The following is an 18,220-nucleotide window of genomic DNA, read 5'->3' on the forward strand; positions in this document are numbered from 1 at the left end:
TGCAATTAACAGGCTAAATTACAAACCTTGTTACATAATTAGTCTATGTTGATAGGTGTCTTTCATGGCACACTAGTGCTGTGTTTTTATAAATAGTTAATATATGCGCCAGCTTAAAGAAGATACCGTAAAAGCAAACCAAATTGAGTTTAAACCTACCCAATTTGGCCCGGTATGTGTTTATCAAAACACTCTGTATAAATGGCTTACCCTTGCCCAAAACACCAACGACGATGTGGTTATTCAAGGAATAATGAACCTCAAACACAATGAGCAAGTGCTAATACCTATCAATCAGTGCATGTTTTTATTTTTGCTTAGTCTTAAAACAACGAATTTGAATATTTTAAATTTAGGTTTAGGTACCGCTGGCTTTGAGCGAGCCATGTATTATCTTAATGACTGTACTGCTTACATAGATTCAATCAGTACATTCAATACTGTAGAAATTAACCCAACAATCAACACCATAGCTAAGCAACACTTTAATTTACCAAGTCACCATAATGTGTATATTCAATCAGCTGAACACTATATAAAACAATGTAAAAATACTTTTGATATAATTGCGATTGATATATTTAGCGGCGAGCATCATCAACCTTTTTTAACATGCAATGACTTTTGGCAAAACATTACTCGTTGTAGTGAAAAGCACAGTCAAATTTTGGTAAACTTAAATCCACAAACAGGACAAGAGCTACAAGCATTATTAGTTTTACTAAGGCAGCACTTTAACTGTATTGCAATTATTGAGTTTAACGAATACAAAAATATAGTTGTTATTTTGAGCCAGCAAACGCTTATTCACATTAACGTTGAGGAAATACAAAACTCCGCCGTTTTTAAGCAGATAGCCCCCCTACTGTATAAAGAAATAAACAGTATTTACCACATAGAGTAACTTTTACCTTCCTGGCTCGTGTTGCTCATAACATGGCAGGCTTGTTTCTATTTGTTCCCAGTTCGCTTTAGATGTAACAAAGTTATGAGACACAACTTGCTCGGTAATTTCTGAATCAATTAAGCCTAAACGAATTCTTACCCGGCTTTTATCATCGTTGTTAGAGCTGTAAATTGGTGAACCACAGCACTTACAAAAAAATCGTGCTCGCCCCGGTTTAAAATTAAATTCACTAAGTTTATTTGCTCCTTTAGTAACACTAAATTCCGACGTATTTACAAAGCCATTAGTAGCAAATGCAGTACCGCTGTTTTTTCGACAAAGCGAACAATGACAATGAATAATACTGCTAATGCTTCCTGATATTTCAACAGTTACTTCGCCACATAAACAGGTTCCAGTGTACATAAAATCCCTTAATTATTTTTATTCGTCTATTTTAAAATAATAATACCGACTTAAAAATAAAACGTAAGTGCTAAGTTTCATTATAGGTACTCTTTAAATACTTGTTGACTAACAAAATACAAATTGGTTACATAGGTAGCTAAGTTTAAAAATAAACCAGCGATAAATTGGTTAACCAATTTGCGATAATCAAAAACTCATAAAGAGCGCCTATGTGTATTAAACACACCCTATTACTATCTGTTCTCGTTTCGTTAGTTGCATGTAATCAAAATCATCACAATGCATCTTCATCGCAGTGGTTACTCATAGATAACTTTGAGAGTAATCTTAGTGACTGGGAAAAAGCCGATACCGACAATCAAACAAAGCCACATCAGCCAAACCCGCAAATAACAATAATTGAGCTGGAACAAAGCAGCGATCACGCTAATCACTATTTATTAAAAAAACCAGCAGCTGAAGGCATAATTGGTAACCGTAAAGCACTTACTTATAAAAAGCTGCCTAAACCAGTACCCGTTGGTGAAACTTATACTTTTTATACACGTATTAATGTTGCCGCCTTTCCTAATAATCATGCTTTTGGACTTAGTAATTTACAGCCAAACGAAATAAACAAATATGGCTATGACGCATTTGAACCCACGCTTAGAGTGACCGATAAAGCTGAGTCGAACGGCCATATAAACGATGGCGCGCTTATGGTTAAAACTGATACTGGCTACAGCAACATTCAAAATTATAAAACAGCGCAATCAGCACAGCCTTTAAATACAAATACGTGGTACAACGTTTGGTATGTTGTTAATAACGCATCAGTAAAAATGCAGGGGCAACAATATAATGTGTATGTACAAGGCGGAGAGTTTAAAACGCAAACGTTAGTCTATAAAAATGCTAAATTTAGGATGAAGCGCGAGCTACCTCTAATTTATTTTTTGGCTAACTGCAATACGGGCCCATTAAAAAAACCATATGGTAACGGTGGCCTAAAATACGATGATTTATACATGAGCCGCGGCATCAACCTTTCAAGCCCACTTTAAATAGAACATTTATCCTATAAACATAAACACGCGGTAAAACTAAAATGGTATGATACCCGCCATTATTTGCTATTTAAGTTTTTAAAATGTATCGATTATTTGAAAAAATGACCAACGCATTTCCTGAGGAAAAACCAACTCAGCCGCCTTCTACTTTATTTGCGTTTTGCCGCCATTACACCAAAGGCATGGAACTATCGTTAGTGCTTATGTCTATCAGTGCAGCTCTTTTAGCTATATTAGAGGTATCACTATTTAGTTACATGGGCCAGCTAGTTGATTGGTTAGGCACATATACCCCGCAAACACTATTTGTAGAGCAAAAGTCTGAGCTGATAAAAATGGCTGTTATGCTTTTAGTTGTACTGCCAATTGTTGTGTTTTTTCACTCTGCTATTTTGCACCAAGCATTATTGGGTAATTACCCAATGTCGATTCGCTGGTCGGCGCATCGTTATTTACTGCGTCAAAGTGTTAGCTTTTATCAAAATGAATTTGCAGGTCGTATTGCAACAAAAGTAATGCAAACTTCTTTAGCTGTTCGCGAAGCTGTCATGAAACTGCTTGATGTACTCATGTACATAGTGGTTTATTTTGGCGCTATGGTGTTTTTAGTTGCTGAAGCCGATTGGCGCTTAATGCTACCGTTACTTGCATGGCTTGTACTATATGCTTCTATACAAATTTATTTTGTACCAAAACTTAAAAAAATTGCTAGCTCTCAAGCCGACGCTCGATCTGAAATGACAGGGCGAATTGTCGATAGCTACACAAATATATCAACCATTAAACTTTTTTCGTACACCCAACGCGAAGAGCAATATGCCAAACAAAGCATGGATGTCTTTTTACAGCCCGTGTATAAACAAATGCGCTTGGTAACCAGCCTTAACTTTGCAATAAATACCCTAAATTATTTATTAGTATTTAGTGTTGCCGCTTTATCACTTTATTTATGGTCACTTAGTGCAATTAGTGCCGGCGCTATTGCCGTGGCGGTTAGTTTGTCACTTAGATTAAACGGCATGGCGCAGTGGATAATGTGGGAAATAAGCAGCCTGTTCGAAAACATAGGTACCGCAACCGACGGCATGAAAACCCTTTCAAACCCAATTAAAGTAGACGACAAACCAAACGCCACTACACTTGAAGTAACTCAAGGTGGCATTGAGTTTGAAAACGTACATTTTAACTACGGAAAAGCCGCTAACGAGACAAACCGCGGCCCGGTAATGAACGGATTAAATCTCAACATAAAACCGGGTGAAAAAATAGGTTTAGTTGGGCGATCTGGTGCTGGTAAATCTACGCTTGTTAACTTGCTACTGCGCTTTTACGATACCGACTCAGGCAGCATTAAAATTGATGGCCAAAAAATAACGGATGTAAGCCAAGAAAGTCTACGCCGTTATATAGCTATGGTAACGCAAGACACTTCCTTGCTGCATCGCTCAGTAAAAGACAACATTTTGTATGGGCGCCCTGACGCAACCCATGAGGAAATGTTAAATGCAGCTAAGCAAGCTAAAGCACTTGAATTTATAAACGATTTAGAAGATAGCAAAGGTAATAAAGGGTTTGACGCTCAGGTAGGCGAACGCGGTGTAACACTGTCGGGCGGTCAACGCCAACGTATTGCCATAGCACGCGTATTACTTAAAAACGCACCAATATTAATACTTGATGAGGCCACCAGCGCACTCGATTCAGAAGTAGAAGCAGCAATTCAAGCAAGCCTTGATGACTTAATGACGGGCAAAACGGTTATCGCAATTGCACATAGACTTTCAACCATTGCACAAATGGATAGGTTGATTGTACTCGATAATGGCGGCGTAGTTGAGCAAGGCTCTCACGATGAATTAATTGCAAAAGGTGGAATATATGCGGGCCTTTGGGCACATCAAACAGGCGGATTTATTGGGGTGGAGTAACTTAATATCCATAAAGCCGTGACTTTACATTGCACTACTATGTAATACAAAAAAGCGAAGAAGCTATTAGCCTCTTCGCTTTTTTATTTACGTGATTTAAGATTTTTTATGCAATTAATCTTAAACCAATCATAACTAGCATAACTACGTTTGCCAGCACACCTATCAAAAAGAAGTAAGAACGCGGACTTGGGTTTTTCTCGGTTGCTATAACGTAATAAAGCGCCATGTGAATTAAGCGTGCTATTACATATACCCAAACACACATTGCAAATATAGGGCTTTGATAATTGATCACAAATGCAAATAACACAGTACCTATAAATAACGCACTGTTTTCAAGTGTATTATGAAATGTACGATGCGCTCTAAAAATAAAGCTGTCGTGAGATAAGTCTTCATCAATTTTACCCGGCACAGCGTTTGGTTCTTTAGCTTTGCTAAATGTAGCCACCGCCCATTGCACAAGCAACATAATTAAGTATAGGTAAAAAGCCGAATAGGCCGAAAGTGCAACTTCAGTCATTATTAATCCCTTGTTTAGTGTTTAACTAAATGCTTGTTGCAATTTTGAGACCCAAAATAAATCATTGATATTTCGGTAGTAAATTTAATAACAGTAGTTACATATGTAAGTAACTCTCAATTTTGTATAAAATTTACTTATAATGAAGTATAAAGATAGCATGAATAAACGCTTTACTCAGATCTGAAAAGCTTAAAATCTTCAAACGACGAATCCCATAAAATCACTTGATTCCGCCCTAATGATTTTGCTTCATAAAGCGCCAAATCAGCTTGTTCAATCAATTCAGAAGGTGTTCTTGCGTTAAACTTAATAGACGTAACACCAAAACTGCATGTAACAGGAATTTCATCAAACATCGCTTTTTCTACTTTAATACGAAGGGCTTCTGCAATACGTATTGCTTGCTCTTTAGTGGTATTAGGTAAAATAATACAAAACTCTTCCCCACCAAAACGAGCGACACTATCACCATCACGAACATTTGCTTGTAAAAGCTTTGCAACGCCAATGAGGACTGTGTCACCAATGCTGTGGCCATAGGTGTCATTAACTGCTTTAAAATGATCAATATCGACCATTAAAATACAGTACTCATCAATCTGAGGTAAATCTAAAAAATCCCGATTCATTACCTCAAATAAAATACGACGATTATAACAATTAGTTAAAGGGTCTCTCGCTGCCAAATAGTCCAGCTCTTCATTACGTTTTTTAGACGCAATAAAACTTCGATAAACCAATAAAACAATTGTTAAGCAAGCTGCTAATAAAAAAGCAAGCGCAATACTTGCATATTTATTTTTTGAAAGCTCTAACTCAGATATAACTCTTGCTTGGCCAGCAATTTCAATTTCATTGTTTTTCTTAGCAAGCTCTAATTGATATAGCTTTTCTTTTTCTCTTAACATCTCCAGTTCCATTTCCATTTTGTAAGAATGCAAATGGGCTTTTTCAAGCGCTAGTTTATCTTCGTCTCTTTCGTTTTGAATAATTTCGGTTAGCGCTATTTCTTCTTCTGCGTAACGCAGCGATTCACTTATATGCCCACGCAGTTTTTCAGCTATACGGATCTCACGGTAAGCGTATAGCATATGTAATTTATCATCTATTTGGGTTGATAAAGCGAGTGACCTTTTTAGCAATGTAATGGCTTCATTTGTATCAATACCTACTAAAGTCGAAGCAAGCGCTGTTAGCGACTTTATTTCATAAAGCTTACTACCCGTTTTTTTAGCAAACGATAATGACTCTCTGTAATACTCTAATGCCCGCTCTTTGTTACCTTGCGAGCGATAAATATTAGCTATAATCCGCGCTGTTGTAGAAATGTACGACGTTAGGTTTTTTGTTTTATAAGTTGCGTACGCCCTTTTTGCAAATTGCATTGCTGCTTTTAAATCATCAGATTCTAACTTTATAACAGCCATTTCTCTTAAGGCTGATGCCAGTGTTTTTTCTTCAACCATTCCTTTGGGCAAATCGATGGTTATTTGATAAAAAATTTCTGCCTGATCAAATTGCCTTAAACGAGTGTATATCAATCCCATTTGGTTTGCTGTTTTAGCAATACCAAGAGCGTTATCCATTTTTTTATAATATATATATGCCTCATTGATATGCTCAAGTGATTTTTCATAAAGATTAATATGCCGATATATAATTCCTGCCCCAAGTAATGCTTTAGCTAAACCATCAGGGTCATCAATTTTTCTATGTATTTCTATCGCCTGATTAGAGTACTCGAGAGCTACAACGAGGTTGTCTAAATATCGCTGCGCTTCTGCTAAGGTATTTAGTGTACGAGCCATTAACTTTAAATCACCTAAACTAGTGTAAACATCTAATGCTTTTTTATAAAAATGAGCCGTTTGTTCTCTATTTTTTAGGCGCTTATGCGATTGGGCTAACTTTTTGTATGTTTCTCCAAGCTGCTTTTGTATTTCTACGTTTTTGTTAGTTAGGTACTTTAGTGCTGATGTGTAGTGAGTATTGGCAACGTTGTATTGCTTTTGTTTATAAAAAGAATCAGCTTTAATAATAAGCACCTGCGCAATTAAAAACGCATCATCATATACAAGAGTTGTCGGGAGTAGAGTTTCAATACTGCTGGCAAGTTCATCGTAGCGTTTATCGTCGAGTAATATCTTTATATAATTAATTGATGCCTTTATTTGGTTACGCGCATCATTTAGTGTTCGGTAGTTTTGAGAAGATTGTAAATAGTGATGGAGTGATTTTTCAGTATTGTTATTCTTTTTATACGCTTTGCCTAATGAGTTATGCAGTTTTGCTGCTAACAACACATCATTAGCGCTTTGAGCTTTTGACAGTAACTTTTTACTGAGTTCGATACTTGTTATTACATCAGTATCTAAAAGTAACTCCGCTCTTTTTAGCAGCCCACTATTAGATTCGTTACTTGAGCTATATGGGGTGATTTCTTGTGCGCCAACGCCACTTAACGTAATAAAAAAAGTAAAAAGTAAGGCTTTAATTAAAAATTTAGAATTGTAAATTCGATTGGCAACAAAGACTCCCACCTGAGAAGTGAGGTCCATCTTTCGAGTATTATTGCAGTAGGTATAAAATTCCATATTTACCATTTAAGTAATTTATTATTGTTTCAACTCTAAATTCTGGCGATAAAATATACAACTTAGTGCGTTTGGTCAAGTTTATAGCCTATATGCATACTTTTAACGTGCACTTTATGTATTAGCGCCTAAAACAACTTAACTTCTTAGTTTAAGCGTTACAAGTACTACACCATGATCAGTCGTTAAATCATCACGCTCATACTCGGGGTTAATTAAATGCCTATCGTAGGTATGGTGGCCGCTTAACTCAAAAAAACTGTCATCGTAGCCGGTATCAAACTCACACGAGAGCAAAATGTAATCAAGTACCGAACTACTCGCACCATAGTAATGGGTTGGTTTCCTAATTAGCTGAGCTTCAACATTTACATTCTCAGTGCTTTTAACTATGCAATCAGAGTGGTCATTGTCGGGTGTATCAGTGCTATTTAAGTTTACTGCGTTAATTCGGTTAAGCTCTGCTTTTTTATACAAATCCCACGAGTCACTCAAGCAGTATTTAGCAAGATAGGTTTTTGCATCAAACGCAGGAGCAAACCGCAGCGTACTTGTAAGTAAATGGCTAAGTACACCATCAGATAGTTCGTTGTTAAAATCACCCATTAATACCATAGGTTGCTGCGTAGCTTCACGACGGGCAATCATTTGTATCATTAATAGTGTGGCTTCGCTGCCGCGCTGTATAGTTGAGCCCCACCCGCCCGCTACATTGGCTTTTAATATTTCTATTATATTTTGCTCGGCCGTTAGCTCTTTATTATGCTCATCAACTTCAATGGATGGGCGCTTAGATTTAAAATGCACCACATAGCAATCGGTATTGCCTATATGTGGAAGCGTTAGGGTTGCTCTTAGTACTTTGCGACTAAATGTAAAACCACTACTAAGGCCAAGCTCACTTGCAAGGTCGCTATCGTGCTCAACCGCAGCCACTTCAATAATTGGGTATTTAGAGGCAATAGCCACCACAGGTCGTTTATAAATAAAATCGTCAATCACTTCTGGCGTATCAACTACTGCAAAGTAATTATAACCTTGCCCGCCCACTAACTCTTTTAAAGAATCAATGCTAAAGACTTCCTGAAAACCAATTACATCGGGCTGGTGCTGTGTTAAGTAATCAATAATCCAACGCTGTTTCCTAGCCCATTGCTGCGCGGTATAAATTTTTTCAAAATCATAATACGCATTAGGCGGTGCAAGATAATTAAACAAGTTAAAGGTGGCTATTTTTAGCTCTGTATTAGTTACTATATCGTCTTGCACGCATATACCTGCAGTTAGTTGTTTTGAATCGAATGTACTGATGGATGTCGCCTAAAGTGGTCGTTAAATTACTAGATTATCATTGTATTACATGTACACGTAATAAAGCAGTCCGCTTTTAAATTTTATAAAATCGTTATTGTTTGTCATTATTATATTTTTCAATAAATAGCATTAAGGTGGCTAAACATATAATATTCGCGGCAATTAAATATGAGCAAAGTGAAGTTGTAATGAGCAGAAAGATCGAACTATTAGCCCCAGGCGGTGATGTAAACGCAGTAAAAGCTGCCATTGTAGCCGGTGCTAATGCGGTTTATTGCGGGTTAGATACCTTTAATGCACGTAACCGCGCATCTAATCTTTCGTTTGATGAGCTTAGCGGCGCACTTCGCCTAGCCCATGAATATGGCTGTGAAATATTTTTAACGCTAAATGTTGTTATATTAGAGCACGAGATGGGTGCGCTCTTTAAGCTACTTAACCAACTCGTAAATACCACCCTTGATGGCATTATTGTGCAAGATTTAGGACTGTTCAATATTGTTAAAAAGCACTTTCCTACTTTGCATATTCACGCATCAACTCAGTTAACGACACATAACGAATCGCAAATTGAATTTTTAGCGCGCATTGGCGCTACACGTGTAAATTTGTCGCGCGAGCTTAACTTAACTGAAATTAAAATACTGACCGATGTAGCACACAAATGCGATGTTTTAACCGAAGTATTTGTACACGGCGCTTTATGTATTGCGTTTTCGGGGCAATGTTATTCAAGCTCTGTAAGTGTAGGCAACTCGGGCAACCGTGGGCGCTGCTCGCAAGCATGTCGTGACGAATATGAGCCAACGGCCATGGGTAACAAACACCCATTAAACTTAAAAGACAATTCAGCCTATTTTGATTTACCGGAATTGGTAGCCGCAGGTGTTGACTCGTTAAAAGTAGAGGGGCGCATTAAAGGCGCTAACTACGTACATACCGTAGTTGATAGTTGGCGTAAACAAATAGACACCTTTGTACAAACCGGTAATTTAATTGAAGACGATTCAAGCTTATACAAAGTATTTAACCGTAACTTTACTAATAAGTTTTTACAAGGTGACATGACCAAAAACATGTTTACCGATAACCCGCGCGATCACAGTTTTGATCACGCAAACGAAAAAAGTAACGCTATTTCGGTTGTGCAAATTTACGATGCGCAACAAGAGCTCGCAGCTGAAAAAAACGACATAGACTTACTTGTTAAAAACAAAATTGCCTGTTTAGATATTTCTAAACGTGAGCTACGCTTTGAGTTTAGCGGCCAATTAAATCAGCCATTTACAGTAACTCTTATAATAAATGATAAGCACGACAACCCCCTAGCAGAGCAAAGCACTTTGCAACCTCAGCATTTTGAAGTGAAATCGCAAATGATGATGCAAGCCGCTGATAAATCAATTGTTGATATGGCAGCTATAGATAAGCGCTTTAAAACCTTTAGTAATGCTAATTTTGAAATTATGAATATGGATTACTCAAAGCTTGGTAGCAACTTAAGTATTCCGTTTAAAGAGCTTGCCCGTATTAAAAAACAAGTCGCGTTTTTATTAAACGAAGGTAAAGACGTAATAGCACCAGTAGAATTACCAAAACTCGTTAACCACCCTAAAGCCAATAACGACATAACGCTGTCTGTTTTAATATCGGACATAAAAGATGTTCATTTATGTGATTTAACAAAGGGCGATGTTTACTTTAAATTACCTGAAAGCTTTAGAACCGATAACGATAAATACATAAATGTATTTTTAGAGCACCCACATTTAATTCCGTGGTTTCCGGCTGTGCTCATTGGTAAAGATTTTGACGAAGCTGTGCGTTTACTAGAAGTGGCAAAACCTAAGCTTATAATTAGTAACAACACAGGCGTAGCGTATAAAGCTGTGCAAATGGGTATTGAGTGGATAGCAGGTCCACTGCTTAATACAACAAACTCTTATGCGTTACTTACGCTACAAGAAGATTTAAACGCCAAAGGGGCCTTTATTTCCAACGAAATAAACAAACCACAAATGCGTAACATTAAACGCCCTAATAACTTTAAATTGATGTACAGCATTTATCACCCAATACTTATGATGACCAGCCGCCAGTGCTTTTTCCAGCAAACCGTTGGCTGTAAAAAACCACGTATTGACGCTAGTTGTATGCTCAGCTGTAAAAAAGAAACAACCGTTACTAATGTAAAAGGCATTAGCTTTGCCATTGATAAACAAAAAGGCGGCTATCCGAGTATTTATAATCACGAGCAATTTTTAAACATGGATATTGTGAGCGACTTTGCCGATAAGTTTGACGAGTTTATGATTGATTTAACCGATATAGGCTCAGGCTCAAAAGAAAAACTCGATAAAGCCGAATTACTCGCGCACTTTCAAGATTTAATTAGTGGGCAAACTCACGCGGTTGATCACTTAAATAGCATGGTTAAAGTACAAACCCGCCAGCAATATGTTGAAGGCCTAAATAGCTAAGGTAACTTAATGAAACTGCCATTATTATACTCATTACAACACTGTCCTTACGCTATGCGTGCGCGAATGGGTATTTTAATGGCAGAGCAACACGTTTTACTGCGCGCTATAAAAACCAAAAACAAACCACCGCATCTTTTGCACATATCGCCTAAAGGCACAGTACCCGTTTTATTATTACCTAATCACCAGGTAATAGATGAAAGCCTAGATATAATGCTCTGGGCGCTTAAAGAGCACGATCCGCATAATTTATTGCATACTCATGAGCCGTTAGCGCTTAGGCGTATGCTTGAGTTAATTAAATTAAACGACACACAATTTAAGCCCGTCCTTGAAAAATATAAATTTTACGCACGCACAAAAGACATGGCGCAGTTATATTTCCGCAAAGCATGTGAAGAATTTATAAAGCAATTTGAAGCTAAACTCACTGCGCATAAATACCTAATAAGCGACAATAAAAGTTTAGCCGATTACGCATTACTACCGTTTATTAGGCAATTTGCCCGCGTAGATAAACACTGGTTTGCTCAAAGCGAATATACCAAGGTGCGCGCATGGCTAAACCACTTTTTACAAGCGCCTATGTTTACCAAAGTAATGACAAAATACGACCTATATATGGACACCGGTAATGAGCATTTATATGGCTCTAAAAAGCGCTAATGAATTATTCTCATCATGCAATTTAGGCCCATTATTTACGCTATACTGCCTGCCCCGTTATTAACGTAATACAGGTATTATGAACTACTCAAATTTTGGCACTAAATTTACACAACCCAATGGTATAACGCAGCTTATGGAAGATTTAGGCAGCGCCAACAGCAGCAATAACCCAAACATTGTTATGCTTGGCGGGGGTAACCCTGCACACGTACCAGAGGTTAATGCCGTATTTTTAGATGAATTACAAAAGTTAGTAGCCAGTAATAAAGTGTCGCAAGTGTTTGGCTTATACGATGGCCCAACCGGTAACGATGAATTTAGAACAGCCCTTGCCAAACAACTTAATAGCGAGTTTGCATGGGGATTAACCGCCGATAATGTAGCGCTAGGTAACGGCAGCCAAGCTAACTTTTTTGTATTGTTTAATATGCTAGCAGGTAAAATGAGCGATGGCAGTACCAAGCGTATATTGTTCCCACTTGCGCCAGAGTACGTCGGCTATGCCGACCAAGGTTTAACAGATGATATGTTTGTGGCTATAAAGCCCGACATCGAAATTTTAAATACCTCTAATGGCTCAAAGCAATTTAAATACGTGATTGATTTTGACGCGGTTGAAAAAGTACTGGCCGACGACAGCAGCATAAGTGCGCTGTGCGTATCGCGCCCTACCAACCCAACTGGAAATGTAATCACCGATGAAGAAGTACGCCACCTAGACGCCCTTGCACACAAATACAATATTCCCCTAATTATCGATAACGCCTATGGCGACCCATTCCCAGGTTGTATTTACACCGATGCAAACCTAACGTGGAACTCAAACATTATATTATGTATGTCGCTTTCAAAACTGGGCTTGCCAGGCCTGCGCACCGGTATTGTAGTTGCTAATAACGAGATTATTAAAGCCATTGGACGAGTTAATGGCTCTATGGTGTTATCACCTAATGCTATTGGCCCAAGCTTGGTAACGCGCTTAATTAACGATGGCGAACTACTGCCTCTGTGTAAAAATACTGTGCTGCCTTTTTATAAAAATAAAGCCCAAACAGCGATTAATTTGTTTGATGAAATTTTTGCAGATCTTCCTGTGTATTTACATAAACTCGAAGGCGCATTTTTTATGTGGCTATGGTTTAAAGGTTCAAAAATAACCAGCGAAATGCTTTATGAAAAACTTAAAGAGCAAGACGTGTATATCATTCCTGGTCATAACTTTTTTATAGGTATTGAAGATAGCTGGGAGCACAAACACCAGTGCGTGCGTATTAACTACGCCAACGATGAAGCAACACTTAAAAAAGGGCTTGAGGCAATTAAAGCGCTTGTAATGTAAATATGCATATTAGCATTAGGTGGGCTTATATATTCGTTTGAAATTTACGCAAACGCATTCTATCCCCTTTAAATTTATATATAAATTGGTATCCTACGCGACCTTTTTTAATAGCAATTCGCTTAATTAAGTGATCTATTCTGAGGTGAGAAAATCGTGTCGATAACCAGGCAAAAATTTCGTTATTTAGTTGTCCTATATCAGAAATTTTTAACGCAGTTAGCGTCAGATTTAGTCCCTCAAATTGATTAAGTATTATTGCGGATTGGTATAACATATGCTTATAAAAGAACCAGTCAAGGAGCGACTATCGCTGCAGGGCACTTATTTTAAGTGGCAGCAATAACACAACAGGCATCGCGTATAATTATTGGTTTTAAACGTTAGATGTAACTTTAAATAGCAACATGCAATAGCACTATTAAGGTCAATTATGCGATTAGGACCAGGACTACTAGTCACCGCTGCCTTCATTGGGCCAGGAACCATTACTACGGCAAGTGTGGCAGGTGCAAACTTTGGTTTTGCACTTATATGGACATTACTGTTTTCAGTAATTGCCACTATATTATTACAATCTATGGCGGCGCGCCTTGGCGTTGCTACCGGGCAAGATTTAGCTCAAGCACTCAGAGCAAATATTCAAACACCTTTATTTAAATCTTTGGCTATATTTTTAGTTATTAGCGCCATTGGCGTGGGCAGTGCAGCCTATGAAGCCGGTAATTTAAGTGGCGCTAGCATGGGATTAATTGAAATATTCCCGCAGGTGAACGCTCAAATATGGACCCCTCTTATCGCATTTTTAAGTGCTGTATTACTGTATAGCGGTAAACATAAAGTGGTTGAAAATGCGCTGATTTTACTCGTTATCTTAATGAGCTTGGTGTTTATTTCCACACTTGTAATGGCATCGCCTTCACTGGGCGATGTATTTGCTGGTTTTATCCCTAGTATGCCTGAGGGTTCTATTACAACCATACTCGCTTTAGTTGGCACTACCATTGTGCCGTACAACTTATTTTTACACTCCGGCGTACTCGCTGCTAGGCACGACAGTAATAGCGATATGAAAAAGGTGATCAAACAAACAAATGTTGATACAGGCCTATCAATCACCTTAGGCGGTGTGATCACGCTCGCTATTTTATCTACCGCATCGGTCGCCTTTTATGGTACAGATGCGGGGCAAATCAGCGCAGCAAACATGGCCGTACAATTAGAGCCGTTGCTTGGTGATGCAGCTCATTACTTTTTTGCTATTGGCTTGTTTGCAGCAGGCTTAACAAGCGCCATTACAGCGCCACTTGCTGGTGCTTATGCTGTGTGTGGCATGTTAGGTTGGTCTAACAATATGAGTAACGCACGCTTTAAAGGCGTTGCTATTGTTATCTTATTGTTTGGTGCAGGCGTAGCGTCTCTCGGTTTAGACCCTCTCGCGGTCATTATATTCGCACAGGCGGCTAACGGGTTATTACTTCCAATTGTAAGCACCTACCTTGTTTGGCTGGTTAATCAAAAAGGCGTTATGGGAAACTACACAAACTCTTTGGTTTTAAACCTAGTAACTCTACCCGTTTTAATCCTAATTTTTGGGCTAAGTAGCTACAAACTCATTAGTTTGATTTTTAGTTAAATTCTAAAATCATATTTAAAGGCCGATGTTTACTATAAACAGCGGCCTTTATTGATTAATCAGTAAATAACGTATGAGCCGTATTTATATTCACACATCTAACTTTTTCGAGTTGCTAGCTGTCTTAATTAATTGTGAGAACGTATAACCCCCAACCGCACCTGCAAGTAACTGCATATAAAAGCCCCAACCTCGAGCGCCCGCTATAATATGAATATTCATAATCGATTCAATGGCAATTAACACAATAGCAAATGCGACTATGCCAGCAATAACAAATAGTTGAGTGCTGTATTTTTGAATCTTTTTATTAAGCTTTACGGTAACAAAAAACGCAATGGCAAGTGCAACAGCAATAATAGCACCGTAGGTAGGTAATAAACCGAGCCAATCATCAAGCGTTAAACTAGCACGATCACTAAAGCCCACCACTACACCTACATTAACTAATTGATTGACAACGTATTGGCTATGAAACAAGCTAGCAAGTGTAAAGGTAAGTAACCAAGAAACTAAAAATAAAGGGAGTATACGTGTTAAAAATGGCATGGTTATCTCAACTTAAAATAAAGCTTTTTTCTTACAGTAGCAAAGGCTTGCAATGTAAACAACGACTCTCTCAATTAGCGCTATGGTTGTTTGTAGGGCTTTTTACGTCCACGGCCAGCGCTGCTACATTACCTAAAGAGCAGTACAGCACTCACACACTCGCTACAAAATTAAATTCGCCGTGGAGCATGGTTAAACTGCCAAATAACACATGGCTAATTACAGAGCGCGACGGCCACGTTGTTATTGTAAATAACAATCAGCAATCAAAAGTAAATGTAAACCTTGAAGGCTTATACGTTGCAGGCCAAGGCGGCTTACTTGATATAGTGCTGTCGCCTAATTTTAACAGCACCAAAGAAGTCATATTTACCTATGCACAAGGCACTGCTGAAGCTAATCGCCTTGTAATTGCCAAAGCCAACTTTAATGGCAGCGGATTTTCAAAGCCCGTAATTATTTACACCGTGGCCACTGATAAAAACACCCCACAGCACTACGCTGGCCGCGCCCTTATTTTACCCGATAACACCCTACTTTTTTCAACCGGTGATGGCTTTGATTTTAGAGAGCAAGCACAAGTGATAACCAGCCAACTTGGTAAACTATTACGTATAAACCTAGATGGCACCATTCCTAAAGATAACCCATTTATTAATCACAAAAACCCAAATGCACACGCTGTTTATTCGCTCGGTCACCGTAACCCGCAAGGCTTAGTGTATGATTACGATACGCAGCAAATTGTTAGCCACGAGCACGGCCCCGCAGGTGGCGACGAGCTAAACTATTTAACCGCTGGCACTAATTATGGGTGGCCTGTGATCACCTACGGCAAAGATTACTCGCAAGCACGTATATCACCTTTTACCGAATATAAAGGTATGCAAAAACCTAGCGTAGATTGGACGCCCTCAATCGCCCCATCAGGCATGGCGTATTACGGCTCTAAACACACTGCATTCCCTTCACTTCAAAAACATGCGCTCATCACCACACTCGTTGATAAAAAGCTCTACAGCGTTAATTTAGCTAATGGCGAGTTCACTCAGTCCCATATATTTCCTGAAGCAACAGGACGATTAAGAGACGTGTATGTAACCACTGAAGGTAATGTAGCAATATTAACCGATGGCAAAGATGCGAAGCTGATGTTGATAAAGCCAAAGTAGTTTACAAATAGGGTTAGAGGCGCTTCGCTTCTAGAAAGTCATAACAGTTTAAATAAAGCGGTTTTTAGTAAACCGCTTTAGTCATTAAAGTTATAATGTATGAAGTCTATATTTCTCTTCAACCTTAAAAAATAATTTTTATAATTTTAATTTATTTAATAAGCTCATCACCCTGAATTTGTTATAGCCTGTTGCCTATCTAGCAATCTCTATATTTATTTCTTAAGTCCATTATTAACAGTTCCTTTTAATTTTTAATATAAAGCTCGTAAATATACTTAAGCAACCGTTCCCAAAATAATTACATTTTTGCAGTGTCCTTTATTTACAAACAAACCAATTAGTTTACAATTCGTACAAGTTTAATAAGGAAGAAACTGAAAATGAAACAATCATTTACACTTACCATAGCTGCTTTAGCTGTTGCCGGTTGTGCCAGTACTAAAGTAGAAGATACAACTCCACTAAATACAACTTCTGTACTCAAGGCTGAGTATGCAATTAATGGTTTATATGTACCTGACTACACAGGAAAGCAGACTGTACTAACCCGTGAATCAAAGCGAGTTATCCACGAAATAAATACATTTGATAGCTGGCTAATGCGCTGGGCAAATTCTGATAAGTCTCGTGTTGCTGATTCTCCTAAGAATAAAAGCTATTACATCGATTATGATGACGAGACATATAGCGAATGCCCTATGGCAGGTTGTGATGAAGTAAGTTTTACTGACAGCATGTTTGAGAAAGATGAAGATGCTGAAGAATATCAAACATACGAAGAAGTTGGTTGCAGTGTTGATTTGAAAGAAAATTCATTTGATGTAGAAAAAACAGGGAAAAGCCGAATAATTAATGGGTTCGATACAGAGCAGTACGTTGTTAACTGGACTACTCGCTACCACGATACCACGGGTGCAGAAGATAAAAACATCGTAACTTTTGATTTTTGGACAACACCACAAAATGCTCAAACCAAACGTGCATTACAAGTTCATGAGAAGTTTCAAGATAGTTACCTTAAAGCTATTGGCGATGACAATGCATTAATGAACCTACTAGGTGCACAAGCTTATAAGGCTATTGCAGGTTTTACAGGCGATATAAGTAATGAAGATAGTCAGTTCGGTGGTGAAATTGGTAAAAAACTAGCAACTATTAAAGGCTATCCAATTTCAATCAAACTGGAATGGAAACAACAACTAAAAGCCTGTAAAACTGCACGTGAACCTGTTGATTATAGCGCAGGATTAGATGAAGTTGGTTCACAACTGCTTGGTGGGCTAATGGATAAGGGTAAAGAAATGGTAATGGATCACTGGCGTAAAGATCCTGTAGTGCGCTATGTTTACGAAATAAAGTCTGTTGAAATGAAAGACGTTCGCGATAGTAAATTTGCAGTACCTAAAGATTTTAAATTAATAAATCGCTCGTAACCTCTTAGCCATTAAAAGTACGGCACTTAAGTAAAATTTATATGTGTCGGTAAAAATTAGTACCGATATAAATTTTTACTCAATAAAAAAGCCGCTGTTCGTTTCAAACAGCGGCTTTTCTACTTAAAGCTTATGACTAAAAACTGACAGCTAGTATTTTACGCTTTACCAATCACTTCAAGTCCACCCATGTACGGGCGTAAT

The 18,220-nt window shown here is 38.1% G+C and carries 14 protein-coding genes; 9 read left to right on the plus strand and 5 right to left on the minus strand.

Features of this window, described 5'->3' with window-relative positions:
- The first annotated feature begins 103 nt into the window (after positions 1-103).
- On the plus strand, positions 104-904 hold the full coding sequence (locus CWC11_RS09075; RefSeq protein ID WP_138682427.1) for a class I SAM-dependent methyltransferase: 801 nt from the start codon (positions 104-106) through the stop codon (positions 902-904).
- Between the two features lie 3 nt (positions 905-907).
- Here CWC11_RS09075 and CWC11_RS09080 read toward each other — a convergent pair whose 3' ends face one another.
- Positions 908-1,312, minus strand: a complete 405-nt coding sequence (locus CWC11_RS09080; protein ID WP_138682428.1) for a GFA family protein — start codon at positions 1,310-1,312, stop codon at positions 908-910.
- 212 nt (positions 1,313-1,524) lie between these two features.
- On the opposite strand from CWC11_RS09080, the gene CWC11_RS09085 reads away from it, so the two are divergent.
- Both CWC11_RS09085 and CWC11_RS09090 read left to right on the plus strand, forming a co-directional pair.
- A complete protein-coding gene (locus CWC11_RS09085; RefSeq protein WP_138682429.1) occupies positions 1,525-2,361 on the plus strand; it encodes a hypothetical protein in 837 nt (278 codons plus the stop codon).
- 86 nt (positions 2,362-2,447) lie between these two features.
- Positions 2,448-4,295, plus strand: coding sequence for an ABC transporter ATP-binding protein (locus CWC11_RS09090; protein ID WP_138682430.1), 1,848 nt, complete (start codon positions 2,448-2,450; stop codon positions 4,293-4,295).
- Between the two features lie 106 nt (positions 4,296-4,401).
- On the opposite strand, the gene CWC11_RS09095 is transcribed toward CWC11_RS09090, so the two are convergent.
- From CWC11_RS09095 to CWC11_RS09105, 3 genes are all read right to left on the minus strand, one after another.
- Positions 4,402-4,821, minus strand: coding sequence for an MAPEG family protein (locus CWC11_RS09095; RefSeq protein WP_138682431.1), 420 nt, complete (start codon positions 4,819-4,821; stop codon positions 4,402-4,404).
- Positions 4,822-4,994: 173 nt separating this feature from the next.
- Positions 4,995-7,382: a tetratricopeptide repeat-containing diguanylate cyclase gene (locus CWC11_RS09100; RefSeq protein ID WP_138682432.1), complete on the minus strand. Its 2,388-nt coding sequence runs from the start codon at positions 7,380-7,382 to the stop codon at positions 4,995-4,997.
- A 174-nt stretch (positions 7,383-7,556) separates the two neighbouring features.
- Complete coding sequence (locus CWC11_RS09105) at positions 7,557-8,636, minus strand: endonuclease/exonuclease/phosphatase family protein (protein ID WP_138682443.1); 1,080 nt, start codon at positions 8,634-8,636, stop codon at positions 7,557-7,559.
- A 284-nt stretch (positions 8,637-8,920) separates the two neighbouring features.
- On the opposite strand from CWC11_RS09105, the gene CWC11_RS09110 reads away from it, so the two are divergent.
- From CWC11_RS09110 to CWC11_RS09130, 4 genes are all read left to right on the plus strand, one after another.
- Positions 8,921-11,212: a peptidase U32 family protein gene (locus tag CWC11_RS09110; protein ID WP_138682433.1), complete on the plus strand. Its 2,292-nt coding sequence runs from the start codon at positions 8,921-8,923 to the stop codon at positions 11,210-11,212.
- A gap of 9 nt (positions 11,213-11,221) precedes the next feature.
- A complete protein-coding gene (locus tag CWC11_RS09115) occupies positions 11,222-11,881 on the plus strand; it encodes a glutathione S-transferase (protein WP_138682434.1) in 660 nt (219 codons plus the stop codon).
- Positions 11,882-11,960: 79 nt separating this feature from the next.
- Positions 11,961-13,223 carry a valine--pyruvate transaminase gene (locus CWC11_RS09120; RefSeq protein WP_138682435.1) on the plus strand — a complete coding sequence of 421 codons (1,263 nt, stop codon included), beginning with the start codon at positions 11,961-11,963 and terminating at the stop codon, positions 13,221-13,223.
- A 433-nt stretch (positions 13,224-13,656) separates the two neighbouring features.
- On the plus strand, positions 13,657-14,859 hold the full coding sequence (locus CWC11_RS09130) for an Nramp family divalent metal transporter (RefSeq protein ID WP_138682437.1): 1,203 nt from the start codon (positions 13,657-13,659) through the stop codon (positions 14,857-14,859).
- Positions 14,860-14,949: 90 nt separating this feature from the next.
- On the opposite strand, the gene CWC11_RS09135 is transcribed toward CWC11_RS09130, so the two are convergent.
- On the minus strand, positions 14,950-15,408 hold the full coding sequence (locus tag CWC11_RS09135; protein WP_138682438.1) for a hypothetical protein: 459 nt from the start codon (positions 15,406-15,408) through the stop codon (positions 14,950-14,952).
- Between CWC11_RS09135 and CWC11_RS09140 the strand changes: the two genes are divergently transcribed.
- The gene (locus CWC11_RS09140; protein WP_138682439.1) at positions 15,393-16,580 is read left to right on the plus strand and encodes a PQQ-dependent sugar dehydrogenase; all 1,188 of its coding nucleotides are present in this window, start codon (positions 15,393-15,395) and stop codon (positions 16,578-16,580) included. The two genes, CWC11_RS09135 and CWC11_RS09140, sit on opposite strands and share 16 nt — an antisense overlap.
- Before the next feature lie 383 nt (positions 16,581-16,963).
- Positions 16,964-18,016, plus strand: a complete 1,053-nt coding sequence (locus CWC11_RS09145; protein ID WP_138682440.1) for a hypothetical protein — start codon at positions 16,964-16,966, stop codon at positions 18,014-18,016.
- Positions 18,017-18,220 lie beyond the last annotated feature (204 nt).

This window comes from Pseudoalteromonas sp. S3178 (genome assembly GCF_005886985.1).
Lineage (GTDB): Bacteria > Pseudomonadota > Gammaproteobacteria > Enterobacterales > Alteromonadaceae > Pseudoalteromonas > Pseudoalteromonas carrageenovora.